13 protein-coding genes and 1 tRNA gene are annotated in these 20714 nt (G+C 36.7%); 10 read left to right on the top strand and 4 right to left on the bottom strand.

Features of this window, described 5'->3' with window-relative positions; all coding sequences use genetic code 11:
* Positions 1 to 12: 12 nt before the first annotated feature.
* The 4 genes from D172_RS15465 to D172_RS15450 all read right to left on the bottom strand — a co-directional run bounded on the left by D172_RS15465 (position 13) and on the right by D172_RS15450 (position 8866).
* Positions 13 to 5607 carry an Ig-like domain-containing protein gene (locus D172_RS15465; RefSeq protein ID WP_007376718.1) on the bottom strand — a complete coding sequence of 1865 codons (5595 nt, stop codon included), beginning with the start codon at positions 5605 to 5607 and terminating at the stop codon, positions 13 to 15.
* A gap of 40 nt (positions 5608 to 5647) precedes the next feature.
* A complete protein-coding gene (locus tag D172_RS15460; RefSeq protein WP_007376719.1) occupies positions 5648 to 6799 on the bottom strand; it encodes a FecR family protein in 1152 nt (383 codons plus the stop codon).
* Between the two features lie 12 nt (positions 6800 to 6811).
* Complete coding sequence (locus D172_RS15455) at positions 6812 to 8137, bottom strand: DUF2860 family protein (RefSeq protein WP_007376720.1); 1326 nt, start codon at positions 8135 to 8137, stop codon at positions 6812 to 6814.
* A 653-nt stretch (positions 8138 to 8790) separates the two neighbouring features.
* A tRNA-His gene (locus D172_RS15450) sits at positions 8791 to 8866 on the bottom strand.
* A 441-nt stretch (positions 8867 to 9307) separates the two neighbouring features.
* On the opposite strand from D172_RS15450, the gene D172_RS15445 reads away from it, so the two are divergent.
* From D172_RS15445 to D172_RS15400, 10 genes are all read left to right on the top strand, one after another.
* Entirely contained in the window at positions 9308 to 10126 is an 819-nt protein-coding gene (locus D172_RS15445; protein WP_007376722.1) for a mechanosensitive ion channel family protein, read from the top strand.
* Between the two features lie 22 nt (positions 10127 to 10148).
* Positions 10149 to 10931 carry a DUF481 domain-containing protein gene (locus D172_RS15440; protein WP_007376723.1) on the top strand — a complete coding sequence of 261 codons (783 nt, stop codon included), beginning with the start codon at positions 10149 to 10151 and terminating at the stop codon, positions 10929 to 10931.
* A 123-nt stretch (positions 10932 to 11054) separates the two neighbouring features.
* Positions 11055 to 13733, top strand: a complete 2679-nt coding sequence (locus tag D172_RS15435) for an SLBB domain-containing protein (protein WP_058230562.1) — start codon at positions 11055 to 11057, stop codon at positions 13731 to 13733.
* 76 nt (positions 13734 to 13809) lie between these two features.
* Positions 13810 to 14769: a Wzz/FepE/Etk N-terminal domain-containing protein gene (locus tag D172_RS15430; RefSeq protein ID WP_007376726.1), complete on the top strand. Its 960-nt coding sequence runs from the start codon at positions 13810 to 13812 to the stop codon at positions 14767 to 14769.
* Between the two features lie 52 nt (positions 14770 to 14821).
* A complete protein-coding gene (locus D172_RS15425; protein WP_007376727.1) occupies positions 14822 to 15820 on the top strand; it encodes an exopolysaccharide biosynthesis polyprenyl glycosylphosphotransferase in 999 nt (332 codons plus the stop codon).
* A gap of 26 nt (positions 15821 to 15846) precedes the next feature.
* Positions 15847 to 16932 (top strand): dTDP-glucose 4,6-dehydratase, encoded by a 1086-nt coding sequence (gene rfbB / locus D172_RS15420; RefSeq protein WP_007376728.1) that lies wholly within the window; start codon positions 15847 to 15849, stop codon positions 16930 to 16932.
* A 1-nt stretch (position 16933) separates the two neighbouring features.
* Positions 16934 to 17797, top strand: a complete 864-nt coding sequence (rfbA, locus tag D172_RS15415; RefSeq protein ID WP_007376729.1) for a glucose-1-phosphate thymidylyltransferase RfbA — start codon at positions 16934 to 16936, stop codon at positions 17795 to 17797.
* 18 nt (positions 17798 to 17815) lie between these two features.
* A complete protein-coding gene (rfbC, locus tag D172_RS15410; protein ID WP_007376730.1) occupies positions 17816 to 18373 on the top strand; it encodes a dTDP-4-dehydrorhamnose 3,5-epimerase in 558 nt (185 codons plus the stop codon).
* A complete protein-coding gene (locus D172_RS15405) occupies positions 18373 to 19200 on the top strand; it encodes an NAD-dependent epimerase/dehydratase family protein (RefSeq protein WP_007376731.1) in 828 nt (275 codons plus the stop codon). Before rfbC ends, D172_RS15405 begins: the two co-directional genes overlap by 1 nt.
* On the top strand, positions 19200 to 20675 hold the full coding sequence (locus tag D172_RS15400; protein WP_007376732.1) for a putative O-unit flippase: 1476 nt from the start codon (positions 19200 to 19202) through the stop codon (positions 20673 to 20675). Before D172_RS15405 ends, D172_RS15400 begins: the two co-directional genes overlap by 1 nt.
* Positions 20676 to 20714: the final 39 nt, after the last annotated feature.

The raw sequence follows: 20714 nt of genomic DNA, 5'->3' as shown, positions 1-20714 counted from the left end.
AACTCTCATAAATTAAGGTGTAACTCCATCAACATAAAAATTGAACTTAGATGCACTTATATTATTAGAAGTGCCGTTATTACAGGTGCTGCTAACAATAACTTGGGTATCACTTTGTAAAATCATTGATGTAAATATTTGTTCATTTGCACATTGCTCGGCCTTGTAAAAACCAACACCGTTGTGGCCAAATGTGCCATCTAATACACCATTACTTAAAATGCGCGCTAACACACCTTTATTATTACCCATACCACTTAGTACAATGTTACCCATGCTATCAAGCGCGGCATCTTTTACCTTAGTGTCACCGGTTTGCGTTAGTATGTACTGGCCAGCTCCACCTTCAGCAAAACTAGTCTCTTTTATTCCTGCTGATGATAATTTAACAATGACAGCTTGGTTTGGCGTATTCGTTTCATTACCAATTAAATACAGATTATTTAAGGTATCAGCAAATATTTTAACTATTCTATCGTGGTTATCTAAACTAATTACAGAGTCTATATAGCTAAATTCGTGTTCACCATCAACACTTAGCTTTACTGCTAATAGCTGAGAATCAGAACCCGAAACAACTTTTCCGCCAATAAAAATTTTATCGCTATTATCAATGTAAACAGTTTTATAGGATTGGAAAGCGGTTCCAATAATTTTACCATTGTTACCAAAGTCGCTCTCCAGTGAGCCTTCTGGCGTTAACTTCATAACAAATGAGCTCGGTGTATCTGCCACTGTTAACGAGCCTACGGCAATAATATCGTTATCGCTATCCAGTGCTGCGTCAGTTAGATTGAGCTTCTGCGTCGTTACGGCTGTAGTGGCGTAAATCCCTTCTGTTGCAAAGTCTGTATCAAAATAACCATTTTGATCTACTCTTGCTACAAAACCTTCTTCATTATTTTCAGTTTTACGCGAACCCGCGATAATAAGTTTGCCATCATTTTGCTCAATTAACGCAAAATTAGATGTACTTAAGTCGATTGCAATTTGCCTGTGCCCACTTTCACTAAAGCTAGTGTCTAACAGCCCGGCTACGGTCAGGCGCGTTAATACTAGTTTAATTACGGAGCCTTGCTGAGCTGTTGATGCGATAATATATTTACCAGCATGGGTGCCATGGCTAAGCTGTATCACCTGCTTTGATTGATCATTAGAGTCAGTCCCTAAGTTGCTCAATGTAAGGTAACCTGACCCTGCTAAGCCAGTAAACAATGCCGCGTGATTGTCTATTGCTACAATAAATGGCTGACTACTTGAATCATCGCTGATGCCTGATACCCAAAGCGTATCGTTTAAATCTATTGTTGCAGCATTAGCTATTTGTTTACCGTTAATATCCGAAATAATATTAATGCCGTAGGTGTCATCAAGTGCCCCATCGGTTGCTAAAATACGCGTAGAAAACAGCTTTTCAGTCTCACCTTTCCCCGTTGTGCCCGATAAAGTAATTTGATTATTTATAGGTTCATATTTTACGCCAGTAATTTCAGCACCACCATTGCCAGCACCTGTATTACCATCAATGTCATAAACGGCAATACCATGATTACCTATACTCGTTACCAAATCGCCTTTTTTATCAATAGCGAGAACAACAGCTTCTTTTTCACCTGAATGGCGAGTGGTATATCCGCCAACAAAGGCGGTAAAATCAGCGGTATTTAAACCGCCAAGTGCAAAGAGTTCATCGTCGGTGTTATTCCCAGATAAATCGATGCTAAGTGCATTATAATCATTAAAATTACCGTTATTTTCACCATCTGAAATAAGGTAACGGATTAATGCATCTTTATCACCGTTTGCACTGGTAACACTCCCCACAACCATAAGATCAGAACCATTAAAGTTTTTAATGGCAAATGCTTCATCATCGCGTTGTTGACCACTTACATCTTTAACTTTGGGGCTAGACGCTTCGTAAGCTAATGTCGAAATGTCATATTTTATCCATAAACTATCATCGTCATTACCGTTAAACTGTTTACCAACAGCTTGAATTTTATTATCGCTAAATTCAAGATCATTAATAACCAGTGTACTTGCCATTTTGGTACAGTGAATACCTGAATTATTGTCACCTGAGGTGTTGCTTATCACGCCTGTAACGCTCATTTTTAATAAACACGCTTCGGTGTTGGTACCATCAAAACTAGAAAAGGCGATAAACAAGTCACCGCCACCTGAAATTATGGCCGTTGCTTTTTCATCGTGCCCTAAATCCAGTATTTTTATGCCATCTTCATCGAACGCATTATTGGCCGCACCATTATTAGTATATGAAGCAATGACAATATCTTGGTCTGTGTTTTGACTAAACCCAACAAAATAAAGATTATTATTTAACTCAATACTGTCGTTAAATTCACCGTTTGAAAAAACACTAGACAGCTCTAACTCACCAGTCACAGGGCGTCCAAAAGTTTCACTTTCGACAGGTATAAGGTAGTCGTCAGCATTAATTACATTAACAGTAATATTAATAGAAGTTGTTTCATTAGGAGTACCATTGTCGGCAACGGCTACTGTTATCAAATGCTGAGTCGCATTTTCATAATTAAAAGGGCTCGGGCCGCTTGCTGTTAATAGGCCTGAGCTGCTGTTAATGTTAAACAAACCTATGTCGCCACTGACCAGTGTGTAGCTTAAATTTTCGTTTTCAATATCGCTGGCAACAATGGTGCCGACAACGTCACCGTCTGTCGAATTTTCACTAACACTAAATGTTTGATTTGATGCAGTAGGTGCATCGTTTACAGCTGTGATTGTAATCGACAAATTTGCCGAGGCAGTGCCTTGGTTTCCATCACTTACAGAATATAAAACGGCTGCCACGCCATTACTATTTACAGCGGGTGTATATTGCAGTTGATTGCCAATAATTAATACCGACCCTAAGTCGGCGGTCGCTGAGGTGATTGTTAAGGTATCTCCGTCAATATCGGTGTCATTGGCGAGCACATTAATTAATAGCGGGGCGGCATCTTCGGCCATTGTTGCTGTATCAGCATTTGCAATGGGCGCATCGTTTACAGGTGTGATTGTAATCGACAAATTTGCCGAGGCAGTGCCTTTGTTTTCATCACTTACAGAATATAAAACGGTTGCTGCGCCATAACTATTTATAGCAGGTGTATATTGAAGTTGATTACCAACAATTAATACCGACCCTAAATCAGTAGCTGCAGAGGTTATTGTTAAGGTATCTCCGTCAATATCGGTGTCATTGGCGAGCACATTAATTAGTAGTGGGGCGGCATCTTCGGCCATTGTTGCTGTATCTGCGTTCGCAATAGGCGCATCGTTTACTGGGATAACCGTGATAGTTACTGTTGCGGTTGTATCATTAGCATTGGTGCTTTCTAAGGTGTTTCCATCAGTAATACTATAAGTTAGCGTTATATCACCATTAAAATTGACTGGTGGTGTAAATTCTATTTTTTTATCGACAATAACAGCTTGGCCAATCGTGTTTTCAATACGAGATATACTAATTACATCGCCATCTAAGTCGTTATCGTTAGCCAGTACATCAAGTAACGTCGCTGGACTATCTTCATTTAGTGTAAAGGTATCATTATTTGCACTTGGCAAAGTATTCACACCACTTTTACTTAATATTACTTGAGCACTCGCCGCAAGGCCTTGTTCATTTGAAACTAAATAAGTAAAGCTATCAACACCTACAAAATTTTGATTCGGTTGATAAGTAAAAGAGCCATCAGTATTAAGATTAAGCTCGCCATTTTTTACAGCCACAACCGGTACGGTATTAACATAAAGGTCACCGCTTTCAATATTAATGTCATTAACTAGCAAGCCGCTTTCAACGTTAACTTCAAGCAACTTATTCGGTCTGAATAAATACTCATCATTTTGGGCAATCGGATTATCAGCTTCACTATTAATTGTTAACGTTACGCTGGCTTGAGCTGTAGCACCTTGGGAGTCAATTATTTGATATTGAAACTGATCTACACCAAAAAAATTAGCATCGGGTATATAAGTAAAGCTACCATCAGTTGCAAGTAATAATTGGCCATGAATAGGCGCAACAATAAAGTTTTCATCAACAAAAAAGTTGTCATTATTAGGATCTGTATCATTTTTAAGTAAACCAGCAATAGCTTCAACAACTAATGTACTGTCTTCACTTAAACTATAACTATCGTTAGTCGCAATCGGTGGCATATTTTCAGCTGCGCCGATGATAACTACATTGGCAATAGCTTGCTCACCTTGACTATCAACAATACGATATTGAAAGCTATCCTCCCCGCGCATATCTACTTCACCAAGGTATTCAAAGCTACCATCTGCGCGTAAAGTCAAACGTCCTCTTTTTGGTTCAGTGATAGGTGAGGTATCAACCGTTAAGCTATCTAAATCAATATCACTATCATTGGCAAGTAAGCCTGGTGATGCAATATTCAAATTACCATCAAGTGGAATGCTATAGCTGTTATCAAGTGCAATAGGTGCATCATTTATCGGATTAACAACAATTTCAACAACAGCGATGTCTGTCATATCAAGCTCATTAACCACTTGATAGCTAAAAGCATCTTCACCATTAAAGTTGGCCGTTGGTGTGTAATTAAACTCACCAGACTCATTTATATTTAACGTACCGTGCTGTGGTTGCACTAGCGCATCTAAATTTATGCGCAATTCACCCATATATTGATCTGTATCATTAGCAACTACATTGCCTTGTAAGCTTTCATCTTCATTAATTTGAAATTGATCGGGTTGCGCATTCGGGGCAAAATTTAGTTCTCCACCAATAGGGGCTATATTTATTGCTTCAGCAAAACCACTTTCGCCACTGCCATCAATGCCAGTGATCAGTATTTGATAGCTTTTATCAACAAGCGATCCATCAAAGCTAAAAGCTGAATTGGATAAGCTTAGAAATTGTTGCCCATTTTCGAGCGTATTAATATTTTCAGGAGTCACACCAGCTTGAGTTGCTAAATAAACGTTATAGCGATTGAGGTCTGAATTGACTTGCCATGAAAGATCAATACTTTGATCATTACGCTGCGCCGTAACGCCTTCAATTTGATGGGGTTGCCAGCTAAATGTAGTCGCGTCAGCAAGTACTTGGTTATTTAAATTATCGGTTATCCATATTTCTAAACGAAGATCGCCCGCTTTTTCACCATAAAAATAAGGGTTAAAGCCGATAATTGATTGTTCAAAGCTTAAGCCACATAGTTCAGAACAAAGTGCGATGCTTTTATCTACACTTGGTAATACCAAGCTTACTGTAGCAATACCATCGGGATCTGAAACCGCAAGTGAAAACGTTACATTACCTTGCACAACTTCATTTTTTTGCGCAAATATAATATCAGCCTGTGAATTAGCAACTACATCGCTAACAAATGCTCTACTTGACGTCGAAACACCTGAAACTTTAAATTTGGTCGATTGATTACTAGCAGTAACTCCCGTTAAGTTGAGGTTACTTGAAATAGGCTGAGGTGTTGCTTCGTTACTCGAACTTGGCGAAGCTTCTGGTGCAGTGGTGTCTTCTGAGTCACCACAGGCGCTTAATATAAACGCCATGGCACCAAGCAAAAATATATTTTTTGCTATCATTTTAAATACTCCATAATAAAAAGCGCTGTGTCCAATGTGTTTATGGTTCTAACCTAAAGGAGCCATTAGCATTTACATTAGGATTATTTATTTCATTGAGATTAAAATTGCCGGTAATCGTATCTAAACCATTCAAAAAAATCGCCTCAATATCGCCAGCCGCTTTGTTATTGCCATGAGATGCAAAGGTAACAGCTAAATCAAGTTTACTTATATCTATTAGGCCGCTGTAAGCTGCATACCAATTACCACCAGTATCGCTAAAGCTAATTTCACCCTCGGGCACCGTACCATTATCAAAATCAACCGCCATGGTCATTGCAAAGTCAGTCACTGCACCTAAACTAGAATTCACTCCAAAGCTTGTCGCTTGATAGTTAAAAACGCCTTGGCGTTGTGCTATTTGATCAACCAAAGATGCATCACTAACCGTTTGATATTGTTGTTCAGAATAAACATCAGCAATAATAACTGTCTCTGAATCAAAGTTACTTTCTACTACAATCTCAGTAACAGGATCGGGCGAGGCAGTAGCCGTTTGTTGTTCACTTTCTTCATCCTCACTTTCACTTGGGCTATCGATACTTGTTATATTTTGATCAAAAACGCGCGACGCACTAATACTTGTGAATACTTCACCAGAAGACGTTACTTGCGCAAAGGAAAACGCTTCATCGCTGCCTAAAGAAACAACTTGCTGGTTTTCGAGTGTTAAATCTATTGCGCCGTCCCAAACAGCTAAAAACACATCGCCTTCAACCAACTGAACTTCAAAATGTGTACCGCGAATACCAATAGATCCAACAGGGGTTTTTACGCTATAAGAACCACCATTTTTTTTAATCACTCCCGAAATCGAACGCAAACCACCTTTAAGTAATTCAATTGACGCAGAGCCTTGTTGGGTATTACTATCAAACTCATAATTAGCAATATTGAGCACCGAATTCTCTTTTAGCGCAATCAAGCCACCGTCAGACATTGAAAACTGTGCCTTACTTTTTTCACCAGTAGTTATGCGATCTACACCAAATACAGTGTCTCTGCGTTTTAATTGTCTTTGCTGTTCGGAGTTAGCATCTAGAGCTAAAACAGTACCTCGGGCAAGAATCGTTTTACCAGCAGGATTGGCGGCTTGTGCATTAAAACTCACACAAAGTAAGGTTGTTATCACAGGGAGTAAAAGTTTCATAAGTACCTTAAATTAGAATGAGTAAGAAACGCTTAAATTAATATCTAAGCGATCATATTCAAATAAAGATATATTACTGGTTTTATCTTGATAATTGGCCGCCAGTTGTATAGCTAAATCGTCGTTTATTAAATAACGTATGGTGCTTGTAAGCATCAGTAAATTGTCTTCACGGTCTTTTAAAAATAAAGGATGTTCATCTTGGTAATCAATCCATTGATATCCTGCAAGTGTTAGTAGTTGCCAATGTTCAGCAAGCTGAGAATTAGCCTGATAATACATGCCAAGTATATTACGACTATTTGATTTACCCGCAGGTACATCCGCATTTTCAGTTTTGATATTAATACTCACACTTTGGAACCAGCGTTGAGATACATAACTAGTTCCTGCGTTTAGTGCAATAAATGTGTTATCGAGTTTTTCATCAAGTTTATTATTCATTACACCAAAAGAAACAGCCCCAAATAAGCGAGATTTTTTAGATAATTTAAAATCAGCTCCTGTTACGAGCGACGATTCTGTTCTATAAAGTTCGCCATCAAGTACTAATGGTGTTACACCAGCTTGTACATACCAACTTAGCTTATCTTGTTTGTGCTTATAAGCTGCATTTATGTGTGTGTTAACGCGGTCATATTGTTCTAACGCTTCAAACTTATACCATGCAGTATTAACACTTAACGTTAATAAGCTTTGTTGGTCCAGAGGATGAGAATAGCTCCCTCTATAGTTAAGCTGCATATAGTTATCATCAGTACTTTTGCTGTCTGGCGACAGTAAAAATTCGCCTAAATTAGGTATGATAATAGTATCTTCGGCTGTGCCTGCGTTTACATTGCCATCCACACCAAAAGCCAGTTGAATATTTTGTGTATAAGAGCGCCCTGCACGTTGCTGTTCAACAATGGCAGCATCAAGTAGTGATTGCGCGCTCGTTTTTATATTTTTAGGTGTATTAGCTGCGTTAATAAGTATTAGCGCTTGAGTATCTGCTGCGGGTAAGTTTTTAACCATTAAATAAGCTCGAACTAAATGTAGGCGAGCTTCGTACCATTGCGGTCTTGCTTCAACTACACGTTCAAAAGCAAAGACTGCTGTAGCTGGTTGGTTTGTTTTAAGTGCGGAAATCCCTAACAAAAAGTCAAAAGCAGGCTCGCCTAAATATTGATTTTCAATATGACTTTTTTTGTAGGCTTGTTGAAACTTATGATCAGAAATTAATTGTTGTAGTTCAGTTAACAATTTAGCGTAGCTTTCGTCATTTTTAGCCAGAGCACTAACACTAACTACAGTTAAAAAACCACACAGTAAATGTGCTAGAGCCTGTTTAATCATGTTTTATCGAATATCCTATAAGAAATTTTTTGCTTTATTGCCATTAGGGTCAGTTGACCTTTGCGGATTGAAATTTGTTCTATCTAGGGGCGACTTAATCGCGGCGCAAGGTTTGTAGCTTAGTGGGCTCGGTAACTGCTCCTGCGTTACTCTAATGGCTTACACCCCTATAAGAATAAATCAAAACCGAGCAAAGCAGCCCAGTCATGCTCACGGGCCTTATTTAAAAACCAAACACGCCGCTGCAAATCTAACCTCGAAAGATAAACAAGCCCTAATAAAATGATGGTAGTAGGTAATAATTTAGCACTTTTTATAGGCATGTAAAGCAAATGAAAACATTATTTCAAAAATGTAAATATTAATATCTTCCAGTTTTTTAAATCAATAGCATAAAATTAGTGACCTATTATAGCGATAATAAAACAGCTTGATAACAAAGCATAAATTTCGTTATTCTAAATAAAATTTAACAACATTTTAGAGTAATTTAATTCGGTAAATTAGTCATGTTTTAATAAAATTGGTTTAGAACTGGTCTAGTTGTTCAGACAAGTAAGTGCAGGGGGGAATAGATTGTATTTTTAGTTATTTAAAATTACTGGGGAAATAATATGAAAATGATTATACAAAAAATAAAAAAGGAGAAAAATTGGGGCGATTGACGGGGCTTGAACCCGCGACAACCGGAATCACAATCCGGGGCTCTACCAACTGAGCTACAACCGCCACAACACACCTTGTTTGGTGTGGCGCGCATAATACATAAAATAATAAATCTTGTGAAGTCTAAAAGTGAAAAAAATCAAAAAAAATAATTAATGCGTAAAATACAGTATGTAAGGTGGTGATTGATTAGTGCTTAAATATGGCTACTTTAGGCCATTTAACTGGGGGCAAAACGTGTAACGAACGGGATTAGTAAAGGGAGAAGAAATATTTAAGTCTTACTTTCTTTCTTAGTAAGTGCGAATGATTAAGAAACAGCGCATACCTCCTAAAAAACCGATAAATACTCAATAGATATGAAATATATTGTCGCTTTTATATATTAATTTATATAAACATAGCGTTTTTGTAGTGAAAATTCATTGTTTTTTGAGAATAAATTGTAAATGAATGTATAATGTTGGCTGGAAAAACGCTTAATGAAAACTATTTGGAGTGATTATGGATTCAATATTAAACTGGCTGAACGAAAACTCAGGCCTAATTTTACATTACGGTATACAGGCGGTTGTTGCGCTTGTTATCTTTTTACTTGGTAGTCGTATTGCTAAGTTTTGTTCTAACTTAACTGAAAAAGGTTTTGCTAAAAAGAACGTAGATAAAGCGGTTGGCTCATTTGTTTCAAGCATTGTGTATACACTTGTATTTGCTGTCACTATTTTAATGGCACTTTCGCAAATTGGTATTGAAACTACGTCATTCATCGCTATTTTAGGTGCCGCAGGTTTAGCTGTTGGCTTAGCGCTTCAAGGTTCATTGTCTAACTTTGCATCTGGCGTACTAATTATTTTACTTCGTCCATTCAAATCAGGTGATTTTGTTGAAGCAGGCAGTAAAATGGGTACTGTTAAAAAAATCGAAATATTCTCAACTGAACTACGCACTCCAGATAATAAAGTAATAATTGTGCCAAATTCACAAATTATGTCGGGTGCTATTACAAATTTCTCACGTGAGTCTACTCGTCGTATCGATTTAGTTATCGGTGTTGGTTACGATGCTGATTTACGTCAAGCAAAAGAAGTATTAAAATCAGTGTTAGATGCAGAAGAACGTCTACTTAAAGATCCAGCTTATACAGTTGCTGTATCTGAGCTAGGTGATTCGAGTGTTAATTTTGTAGTGCGTCCTTGGGTTAACAGTGCGGATTACTGGCCAACATATTTCTCGCTAATGGAAACTATTAAAATTGCATTAGACGACGCAAACATTTCAATTCCATTTCCACAAATGGATGTTCATTTACACAAGCAAGACTAATTTTAAATAGGTTATTTTTTTAATGAAATTAAAGCTTTTATCAATGTTAGTTGCAGCCTCTGCTGCAACTAACGCATTTGCCGAAGATGCAGAGCAAAAAACGTGGGAAGTTACCAGTGAGCTTGGTGCTATTATCACAAGTGGTAATACAGAAACAACCACGCTTAAAGGTGGTATTAAAGTACAGCACAATCTAGAAAACTGGAACAATGAGTATAAAATCGATGGAATCTTCAAAGAAGATGAAGTTGAAGATGCTGACGGTAATAAAGATAAGCAGCGTACCAACGAAAAATACTCTATTTCTGCGCAAGGTAATTACAAATTAAATGAAAAGCATGCTCACTTATTCATTTATGGTTCACACGTGTCAGATTACTTTGGCGCATACCGAAGTGAATCAGTAATTTCTGCTGGTTATGGTTTACGTTTATTAAACGAAAAAACCATGTGGCTAAGTGCTGAAATTGGTCCAGGTTATAAATATTTCGAATACCCAGATGACAGCACTGAAATTGACGACAACGGCGATTTACTTGCTGGTGAGTTTGAAGGTGAGGTGATTGCTCTAGGTAAGTTAGATTATAACTGGAAGATTTCTGATAATGCGCGCTTTACTCAGTTAATTGCAGTGGAGTATGGTGATACAAACACTAAAACGCGTTCAGAAACTGCACTACTTGCAAAAATTAATGGCTCATTACAAATGAAAGTTGCTTTTAATGTTACCAACAACTCAGATGTTGCTGATGATAAAGAAAGCACTGATACTGAAACGTCATTCACGTTAGTTTACAGTTTTTAACCAATGTAACTAAAGAAATGACATTTAAGTGACAAAAAGGGACGAAAGTCCCTTTTTTATTTGCTACTAAATAATGTATTATGGCGACCAATTTTGGTTGTAGACCTAGGGATATACCTACTCGTGAAAGTATTTACTCAATTTTTTAGTGCTTTTGTTCTATTGTGCAGTTTTAGTGCATTGGCTTTTACGCCAACAGCGTCACAATTGGAGCAGTTTAAAAAGTTACCTAAAGCTCAACAAGAAGCCCTCGCAAAACAGTACGGTGTTGATATAGCAACGATCACTGGTACAAACCAATCTAATAATCAAAATAATGCACAGCAGCAAAATAGTATTGGTGAGCGCGCAGAACCCGAAAAAGAAAAGCTTACAGATGAAGAGCGCTTTAAACCAAAAGTAGACGAAATAAAGCCTTTTGGTTATGCGTTATTTGCAGGTGAACCTACAACATTCATGCCAAGTGAAAATGCAGCGGTTCCTGATACGTACTTAATTGGACGCGGCGATCAACTAAGAATTAATTTTTATGGTAAAGAAAGTGAAAGCTTCGACATAACCGTTGACCGTGAAGGGCGACTTAATATTCCTGACTTAAGTCCAGTTCAAGTGGCTGGCCTTACTTTTGCTGAAGTAAAAGAGTTAATTAATGCAAAAGTAGAGCAAGAAGTTATTGGTGTAAAAGCATTTGTATCGCTTGGTCAACTTCGCAGTATGCGCATTTTAGTGCTAGGTGAAGCGTATAAGCCTGGTAGCTACAGTGTTTCTTCATTAACAACTGTTTCGCACGCATTATTTGTAAGTGGTGGAGTGTCTGATATTGCTTCACTGCGTAATATTCAAGTTAAACGCGCAGGCAAGGTTGTAGCAAATTTTGACCTTTACGACTTACTTATCAATGGCGATAGCAGTAACGACATCGTATTAAAGCCTGGCGATGTTGTGTTTATACCATCAGTAGGATCACAGGTCATCGTTGAAGGTGCAGTAAAACGCCCAGCTATCTTTGAACTTAAAGAAGGTGAGTCTGCTAAGCAGTTATTAGCAATGGCTGGAGGCCTTAAACCAAATGCATATGCCAAAAGCGCAATTGTAGAGCGCTTTAACTTCGATCGTAAAGAAGTGCTATCGGTAGATTTTTCAAAATCGCAAATTAACTATATTCCGCAAGATGGCGACCGTATTCGCTTTAATTCAGTTAGCTCTCAATATCAAAATTCAGTTAGCTTAATTGGTGCAGTAGCGCGCCCAGGCAATTATCAGTGGCACCAAGGTAAGCGTATTTCAGATGTACTTAAATCTATACGCGGTGATCTACTGCCGCAAGCCGATTTAAGCTACGGCCTCGTAATTCGCGAAATAAATGTAAACGGTGATATAGAAGCGCATCAGTTCGACGTTGCTCAAGCGATTATTAAAAATCCTGAAAACAACTTACAGCTTAAAGCTAATGACAAGATAGTTGTATTTAGTCGTTTTGAAGAAAAAGAAGCAGAGCAATCAGCTCTAGCAAATATGGCCCTTAGCCAAGAGCAACAAGAGCAGCAACAAAAAGCAGAGCAATGGCACAAGTTTGAGCAAAAAGAGTTCGAAAAATATATTGGCGTTAATCAAGAAGACGAAGAGCTTGTTCTTGAAGACAATAAAATACTCACTATTGCTGAAATTTCTAAGCGCAAAGCAAAAGAAGAAGAAGACCAAGAACTCAAACCTGAAGATTACGCATTATTTAGCCGCCATAATTTATTAGCGCCAATTATTGCTAAATTTAAGCAGCAAGCATCAGTGCAACAAGCTATGCAATTAGTTGAAATCAGCGGGAATGTTACCTTTCCTGGTATTTATCCTCTAATGATTGGTGGTGAGGTAAGTGACTTAATAACAGCAGCCGGTGGCTTATTGGAGTCTGCCTACGTAAAACAAGCTGAAATTACACGTATTGTAGCCAGCAATGGTTCAAAAATAGAACATTTACGATTTGATCTTGAAAGCGCTATGAAGGGCGATCTTCAAAGTAATATTACGCTACAAAGCAAAGACAGCATAAACGTATTCGCTATTCCAAACTGGCAAGAAAACGTAAAAGTAGAATTAAGAGGCGAGCTCAAATTCCCTGGTACATACACTATACGCCGTGGTGAAACGCTAACTGAATTACTTGAACGCGCGGGTGGTTTTTCACAATTCGCAGAACAAAAAGCTGCAGTATTTACTCGTGCATCAATTAAAGAGCAAGAGGAAAAGCAGTTAGCGCGTTTATCTACAGAGCTTCGCCGTGATATAGCTTCTAAGAGCTTCCAAAACTCTGTAAGCAGTAGCACACTCTCGTATGAAGAAATGAACAAGCTGTTAAACGACCTCGCTAGTGTTGAAGCCGTAGGGCGTTTAGTAATTGATTTACCTTTAATTGTAAATAATCAACAAAATTTAGTATTACAAGATGGTGATACACTTTATGTACCAAGTAAGCGTGATTCTATAAGCATCATAGGTGAAGTTAATTACTCTACGTCTCACCTTTATCAAGCTGGTGTGAGTGTTGATGATTATATAGCGCTAAGTGGTGGCCTTAAAGAGCGTGCGGCTGAAGACCGTATTTATATTATTAAAGCCAATGGTTCAGTAAAAATCCCTAATGCAGGCGGCTGGTTTGCTGCTAACAATGCAGACCAATTAGAACCAGGTGACACAATAGTAATACCAATGGATGCTGGGCATATGGATAAGCTGACGCTTTGGAGCACAGCAACGCAGATTCTTTATCAGCTAGGTGTAGCAGTTGCTGCGATTGGTAGTTTGTAAAAGTTATTTTTCAGTATTCAGTTCAAACTAAAAAATTGAAATAGAAAATATTAAGCTTATTTCAGAAGAGAGAATCATGAGCGAAGAAAAAGAAGATAGTATTGAAAATTGTCCAGTTAACTCGCTAAAAAAGCTTGATAGCGAAATTGAGTTAAAAGAAGTGTTAATTGTACTTTGGAACAGCAAGAGGTTAATTATTGTTGTTACTTTTTTATTTTTTTTAGCTTCTTTAGTATACGCATTAAATACACCTGATTTATATAAGTCAGAGGCTCTATTATCTCCGACTGAAAGTGATAAATCAGGAGGTTTGAGCAGCTTAAATGGCCAATTTGGTGGTTTAGCTAGTTTGGCTGGCGTAAGCCTTGGTAGTGGTGCAGATGATAAAACAAAGTTAACAATAGAGGTTTTGAAGTCACGTAAATTTATTAGTGAATTCATACAGAATCATAATATTCTTAAAAATTTAATGGCAACTGAGTCTTGGGATGCTCGAAGTGATACTATCATTTACAATGCGAAGGTTTTTGACATTGAAAATAATAAATGGGTTAGAAAAGTTCGATTCCCTCATAAAGAAAAGCCTTCAATGCAAGAAGCGTACATTGAATTTTACAAGATAATGAAAGTCGTACTAGATAAAGATACGGGTTTAACAACTCTATCAGTTGAACATATTTCCCCTGTTATTGCACAGCAATGGGTTTTATGGTTAATTGAGGATATTAACTTAGAAATGAAGCAAAGAGATGTCGTTGAGGCAACAAAAAGCACCGCTTTCTTAACAAGCCAACTAGAAAAAACTAATGTTACAGATATTAAAACCGTTTTATATAAGCTTATAGAAGAACAAACAAAAGTAATTATGTTTGCGGAAGTTCGTGATGAGTATGTTTTTAAAACGGTTGACCCACCAATAATAACAGAAAACAAGTTCAAACCTAATCGTGCTGTCATTTGCATAATTGGGTTTTTTTTAGGAGCTACTCTAGGGGTTATTTTCAGCTTAATTAATTACTTTATTAGAAATAAGTAAGGTTGTTTTTTGATTTTTAAACTATCGTATCAACTCAAGGCTAGCTAAATATATGGGTTTTAATAATGCATCAACTAAAAAAAGAGATGATCTCAAAGTGGTAAAGCCCCATTTTTACTTAAACAAACGCTTTAAATCAAAAAAAGAAGCACTTACACAAAAGATTATTTACGTATATTGTCCAGTTGAATGTGCCTTTAACATAGGTGAAGTTATTGATGATTATGGTTTTGATATAATTGTTAATGATTATGATATTTTAGATTTTAGTAAAAAAATAATTTGCCATTATAAAAGCGGAGATTTGGGTGAAAAAGAGAGAGATTTTTTAGTTAAAGCTACCGAGTGTGGAGCATGGGTTGAACCTTTAGTAAGTTATTTAGATGATAGATTGAAATATACCGAAGTAAGGTTATTACACAGCAGTTACTTTTTACATCAAAAAGCTTTTTCAATTTTGTCACAAAAGCGAACTCAAATAACAAAAAGGTTTACAGATATAGTTAGTTCAATATTAATTTTGATTGTTACTTTACCAATATCATTATTAACAGCTCTTTTTATTAAATTAGAAAGCCCCGGCCCTATTTTCTTTAAACAAAAAAGAACGGGTCAGTACAATGTTGAGTTTTGTGTGTATAAGTTTCGTTCTATGCGAAACGATGCAGAGAAAAATGGCGCTCAATGGGCTAGTAAAAATGATGCGCGAGTAACAAAAGTTGGAAATTTTATTCGAAAAACACGTATTGATGAAATACCACAATTAATTAATGTTCTCAAAGGTGAAATGTCTATAGTAGGACCAAGGCCTGAGCGAGAAGTGTTTATAGCAGACTTGGAAAAAGAGATCTCATATTATCGTTTCCGTCATGCTGTTAAACCGGGCGTTACTGGTTTAGCTCAGGTTAGGTATCCTTATGGAGCGTCAGTTGAAGACGCTGTTTGGAAACACAAATATGACATTTATTATATTAAGCATCATTCGAGTATGTTAGACCTGAAAATATTATTACTGACAGTTAAAACAGTAATATTTGGAATGGGTCGTTAAGTTTTTACGAATTAAAAGTAGGTTGTATGAAAATTGTAGTTACAGGTGGTGCAGGGTTTATTGGTTCGGCTGTTATCCGCCATATCATTGATAATACAAATGATTCAGTTATCAACCTTGATAAGCTTACTTATGCAGGTAATTTAGAATCGCTTAAATCGGTGGATAATAGTGAACGTTATACTTTTGAGCAGGTTGATATTTGTAACCGGATAGAGCTTGATAGGTTGTTTGTAACGCACAAACCAGATGCAGTAATGCATTTAGCCGCAGAAAGCCATGTGGATCGTTCTATTACAGGGCCAGCCGAGTTTATTCAAACTAATATTGTAGGCACTTATAATTTATTGGAAGCAGCACGCGATTATTGGAATTCGCTAGACAATAAGGCTAAACAAGACTTTAGGTTTCACCACATATCGACTGATGAAGTATATGGGGATTTACCACATCCTGATGAGCAAAGGGGTGATCTAGCTTTATTTACCGAGCAAACTTCATATGCACCAAGTAGTCCTTACTCAGCGAGTAAAGCATCGAGCGACCACCTTGTACGAGCTTGGTTACGAACATATGGTTTTCCTACAATAGTTACTAATTGCTCTAATAATTATGGACCATATCATTTCCCTGAAAAATTAATACCATTAGTAATACTTAATGCCCTTGAAGGTAAAAAACTTCCAATTTATGGTAAGGGTGACCAAATTCGTGATTGGTTATTCGTTGAAGATCATGCTCGAGCTTTATATAAGGTAGTAACTGAAGGTAAAGTTGGTGAAACCTATAATATCGGTGGTCACAACGAAAAGCGAAATATTGAAGTGGTACAAACTATTTGTAGTATTTTAGATACTTTAGTGCCGAAAGAAGCAAAGTATGCTGATCAAATTACGTATGTTACAGACAGGCCAGGTCACGATAGACGCTATGCTATAGACTCATCAAAAATGAGTCGTGAGTTAAATTGGATGCCAGTTGAAACATTTGAAACAGGCTTACAAAAAACTATTCGATGGTATCTGGATAATCAGCAGTGGTGCAAAAATGTTCAAGATGGCTCTTATCAGCGTGAACGTTTAGGAAGTTTAATTAATAGGAATGAGGAATAATATGAAAGGGATTATTTTAGCGGGTGGCTCTGGGACGCGTTTGCACCCAATAACAAAAGGTGTATCGAAGCAGCTATTACCGATTTACGATAAACCAATGATTTATTATCCATTATCAGTATTAATGCTGGCTGGTATTAATGAAATATTAATTATCACAACACCAGAAGAGCAAGAGGGCTTTATTCGTTTATTGGGAGATGGTTCTCAATTTGGTATAAATCTTACTTACAAAGTTCAGGCTTCTCCTGATGGGTTAGCACAAGCATTCATTATAGGTGAAGATTTTATTGGCACAGATGACGTGTGCTTGGCTTTAGGTGATAACATCTTTTTTGGACAGGCATTTGGTAAACAGCTTAAACATGCTGCTGAAAATTTAACTGGCGCGAGTGTTTTTGGTTATCAAGTAATGGATCCTGAACGATTTGGTGTTGTAGAGTTTGACGAAAACTTTAAAGCATTGTCCATAGAAGAGAAACCTAAAAATCCTAAATCGAATTGGGCAGTAACTGGTTTATATTTTTATAATAATTCAGTTATCGACATAGCTAAAAATGTTAAGCCATCATCACGTGGTGAGCTAGAAATAACATGCGTAAATCAAGCTTACTTAGAACAAGGTACCTTAAACGTAGAACAATTGGGACGAGGCTTTGCATGGCTTGATACTGGTACTCATGATTCGCTACTAGAAGCATCCCAATTTGTTCAAACAGTTGAAAAACGTCAAGGCTTTAAAATTGCTTGCCTAGAAGAAATTGCATTACAGCAAGGTTGGTTAACTAGAGAGCAAGTTTATCGTATAGGTAATGACTTGGCAAAAACTGGTTATGGTCAATATTTATTGAACATCACAAAATAGTTATTAAAAGATAAAAATATGAACGTTATTAAGACCAAAATAAAAGATTTAGTCATCATAGAGCCTAAAGTTTTCGGTGATGAAAGAGGTTTTTTTTATGAAATTTTTCAAGCAGAACGCTATAAAGCCGCTGGAATAAATGCAGATTTTGTGCAAGACAATCGCTCCCGCTCAACTCAAGGGGTATTAAGAGGCCTGCACTTTCAAAAAAACAAACCTCAAGGGAAATTAGTATCCGTTACCGAAGGTGAGGTGTTTGATATTGCCGTTGATTTACGTCCACACTCGGATACATTTGGCCAACACGAAGCTGTTTTATTAACTGGTGAGAACAAACTACAATTTTACGTTCCACCTGGTTTTGCTCATGGCTTTTGTGTATTAAGTGAAACCGCTGACTTTCAGTATAAGTGTACCGACTATTACGATCCAAATGACGAAAGTGGCTTATTATGGAATGACTCTGAATTAGCAATACATTGGCCACTTAATAATCCACTATTGTCTGATAAAGATAAAATTCAGCCAACATTTTGTGAGATTAAAGACAAGCTAATAAATGGGTGGGATAAATAATGGCATTGTATACAGTATTTGGCGGGCGTGGTTTTATTGGTTCTGAAATAGTGAATCAGCTAAATGATCTAGGGCATACAGTTAACGTTCCCAAAAGAGGTGATAATGCAATTTTTGAATCCGACTTAGGAACTGTAATTTACTGTTCTGGTGTTGGTGATTGTAAAAACACACCATTTTCTGTTTTGGAGGCCAATGTCAGTTTACTTGCGCAGATTTTACAACAAGCAAAGTTTGAGCGCTTACTTTACGTCTCCTCTACTCGCGTATACATGAACCAGGCACTATCAAGTGAACATGAAAACTTAACTGTTTGTGTAGATGATAATAGGCGACTATTCAATTTGACAAAGTTAGTAGCAGAAGAGCTATGCCTTAAAAGTGGTCGTAACGTTAGTATCGTAAGACCGAGTAATGTGTATGGCGTGGCGTTAAACAGTCCTCTTTTTTTACCTGCTATCACACGTAATGCTATTAATCATAGAAAAGTAGATATGTATATTCCTAAGGGGTATGCTAAAGATTATGTTTCAGTGGAAGACGTTGCTTTTTGTTGTATTACAATTGCCTCAAGTGAACAATGCGATAACCAAATAATTAACATTGCTGCGGGTTATAATATAACAGCACAACAAATTGCAGACATGCTACAAGAACATACACAATGTGAAATTGTATGGCATGAAATAGATTTTCCAAATGAGGTCTTTCCACCAACTGATATAGCATTAATAAGTAATATAATTCCAAACTACAGCCCTAAAAATGTATTAGCGGATTTACAAGAAATGATTGTTGAATTTACAAAAGTGTTAAGCATCAATTAATGAGTGGGTTTAATCGTTTATTGAAAAATTCTTTAGCTAATATAATCAATGGTTTTTCTAATGTAATATTAGGTATTGTTATATCCCCATTTTTGATAAATACACTAAGCTTTGAGGAGTTTTCAGTTTGGTCAATATGCTTACAGGCGGGTATTGCTGTGAGCATTTTTGGTGTGGCGGGGCAAATAACAATAGGCCGCTTTACCTCTCAGTTCAAGTTTAACAATGATGAGCTAGGGTTAAATCGAGTTATTAATAACTATTTTAATATCATTTTTTATATTTTTGTATTTTTCCTGCTGTTGTTAACAGTCATTATAGCAAACTTTGAATCTATATTCGCCAACATCCCAAATGATATTATTTTTGATTCAACAATCTCATTCATATTGGTTTTTAGTTCATTTATTCTCGGTATATTTTCTACAGTAGTCATTGGCTACTTCATTGGCATAGAAAAAAACTATGTCACGGCAAATATTAATCTCATATCCAGAGTGTTTATTGGTATTGCAGTAGTATTTTTAGCCGACTATGGCTTAATTGCTATTGCATCCAGTTACTTTGTGATTAATGTGCTTTCATATCTATTTATGTACAAACAGTTTCGTGCTTTTGAAAAACATCATTTTTCATTTGGTTTGCAAGGTAAAATTGACGAGCTTATTAAGTTCTTCGGTGGGCTAACTATTTGGAATTTTGCTCAGTTTCTTATATCAGGAATAGGTATTTTCGTTGTTTCTATTTATGACTTTGAAAATCTCCCCTATTTTGTATTAGCAATGACCATGGTGAATGCAGTCGTTGGTCTATTAGGTGCGATTGTTAATCCGATTATTCAACCAATAGTAAAGTTGAATGAGGCAGATAATAAAAAAGGAGTTGATGAGCTTGTTATGTCATTGTCAATGATTTTTGCATTGGCAACATTTTTGGGTGTTAACATTTCTAATTATATTTCTTTGCAAATACTTCAGCTTTGGGTTGGCGACAGTAATGGTGAACTTGCTAATAACTATTTCAACTATTTATTAGTCGCATTTTCGATTCGAATGGTTATTGCTCCTTATGGTATGAAGTTAGTTGCCAATGGCCATCAGCTTAAAATTGCACACTTCCCGGTTATTGAAGGTGTATTAAATTTAGTTTTTTCAATATGTTTTGTGAGAGAATTTGGGGCTATAGGTATCGCATATTCAACAATACTGTCTGCAATAGTTATTATGTTGGTTTATGCAAGAAAATACTCAAAAGAAACTATTTTAGATAAAAGTGCTTTATTTATATTCTTGTCATTTCTACTAATACCTTCAATAGCTGTAATTTCAATTTTTTCCTTTGATTATGTAAGTGATGAATATCGCATCTATTTGCAATTAGCACAGGTCTTTGTAATTATTGCTGCGGGGTACTATATGAGTAAATATTTTGCGAAAGTTAAAGGTATTGTTAATGAAACTAAAGCAATTAGTTAGAGATTTTTTAGTTGTGATAAAGTCTAATTATTATAAGAA

The organism is Pseudoalteromonas sp. Bsw20308 (assembly GCF_000310105.2).
Lineage (GTDB): Bacteria > Pseudomonadota > Gammaproteobacteria > Enterobacterales > Alteromonadaceae > Pseudoalteromonas > Pseudoalteromonas fuliginea.
This window is presented reverse-complemented; position numbering and strand designations above follow the sequence as displayed.

Coding starts and splice junctions, on each gene's coding strand:
- D172_RS15460 (WP_007376719.1), bottom strand. CDS start 6,799: ATGAAACTTTTACTCCCTGTGATAACAACCTTACTTTGTGTGAGTTTT.
- D172_RS15455 (WP_007376720.1), bottom strand. CDS start 8,137: ATGATTAAACAGGCTCTAGCACATTTACTGTGTGGTTTTTTAACTGTA.
- D172_RS15400 (WP_007376732.1), top strand. CDS start 19,200: ATGAGTGGGTTTAATCGTTTATTGAAAAATTCTTTAGCTAATATAATC.
- D172_RS15445 (WP_007376722.1), top strand. CDS start 9,308: ATGGATTCAATATTAAACTGGCTGAACGAAAACTCAGGCCTAATTTTA.
- D172_RS15405 (WP_007376731.1), top strand. CDS start 18,373: ATGGCATTGTATACAGTATTTGGCGGGCGTGGTTTTATTGGTTCTGAA.
- D172_RS15430 (WP_007376726.1), top strand. CDS start 13,810: ATGAGCGAAGAAAAAGAAGATAGTATTGAAAATTGTCCAGTTAACTCG.
- rfbB (WP_007376728.1), top strand. CDS start 15,847: ATGAAAATTGTAGTTACAGGTGGTGCAGGGTTTATTGGTTCGGCTGTT.
- D172_RS15465 (WP_007376718.1), bottom strand. CDS start 5,607: ATGATAGCAAAAAATATATTTTTGCTTGGTGCCATGGCGTTTATATTA.
- D172_RS15425 (WP_007376727.1), top strand. CDS start 14,822: ATGGGTTTTAATAATGCATCAACTAAAAAAAGAGATGATCTCAAAGTG.
- rfbA (WP_007376729.1), top strand. CDS start 16,934: ATGAAAGGGATTATTTTAGCGGGTGGCTCTGGGACGCGTTTGCACCCA.
- D172_RS15440 (WP_007376723.1), top strand. CDS start 10,149: ATGAAATTAAAGCTTTTATCAATGTTAGTTGCAGCCTCTGCTGCAACT.
- rfbC (WP_007376730.1), top strand. CDS start 17,816: ATGAACGTTATTAAGACCAAAATAAAAGATTTAGTCATCATAGAGCCT.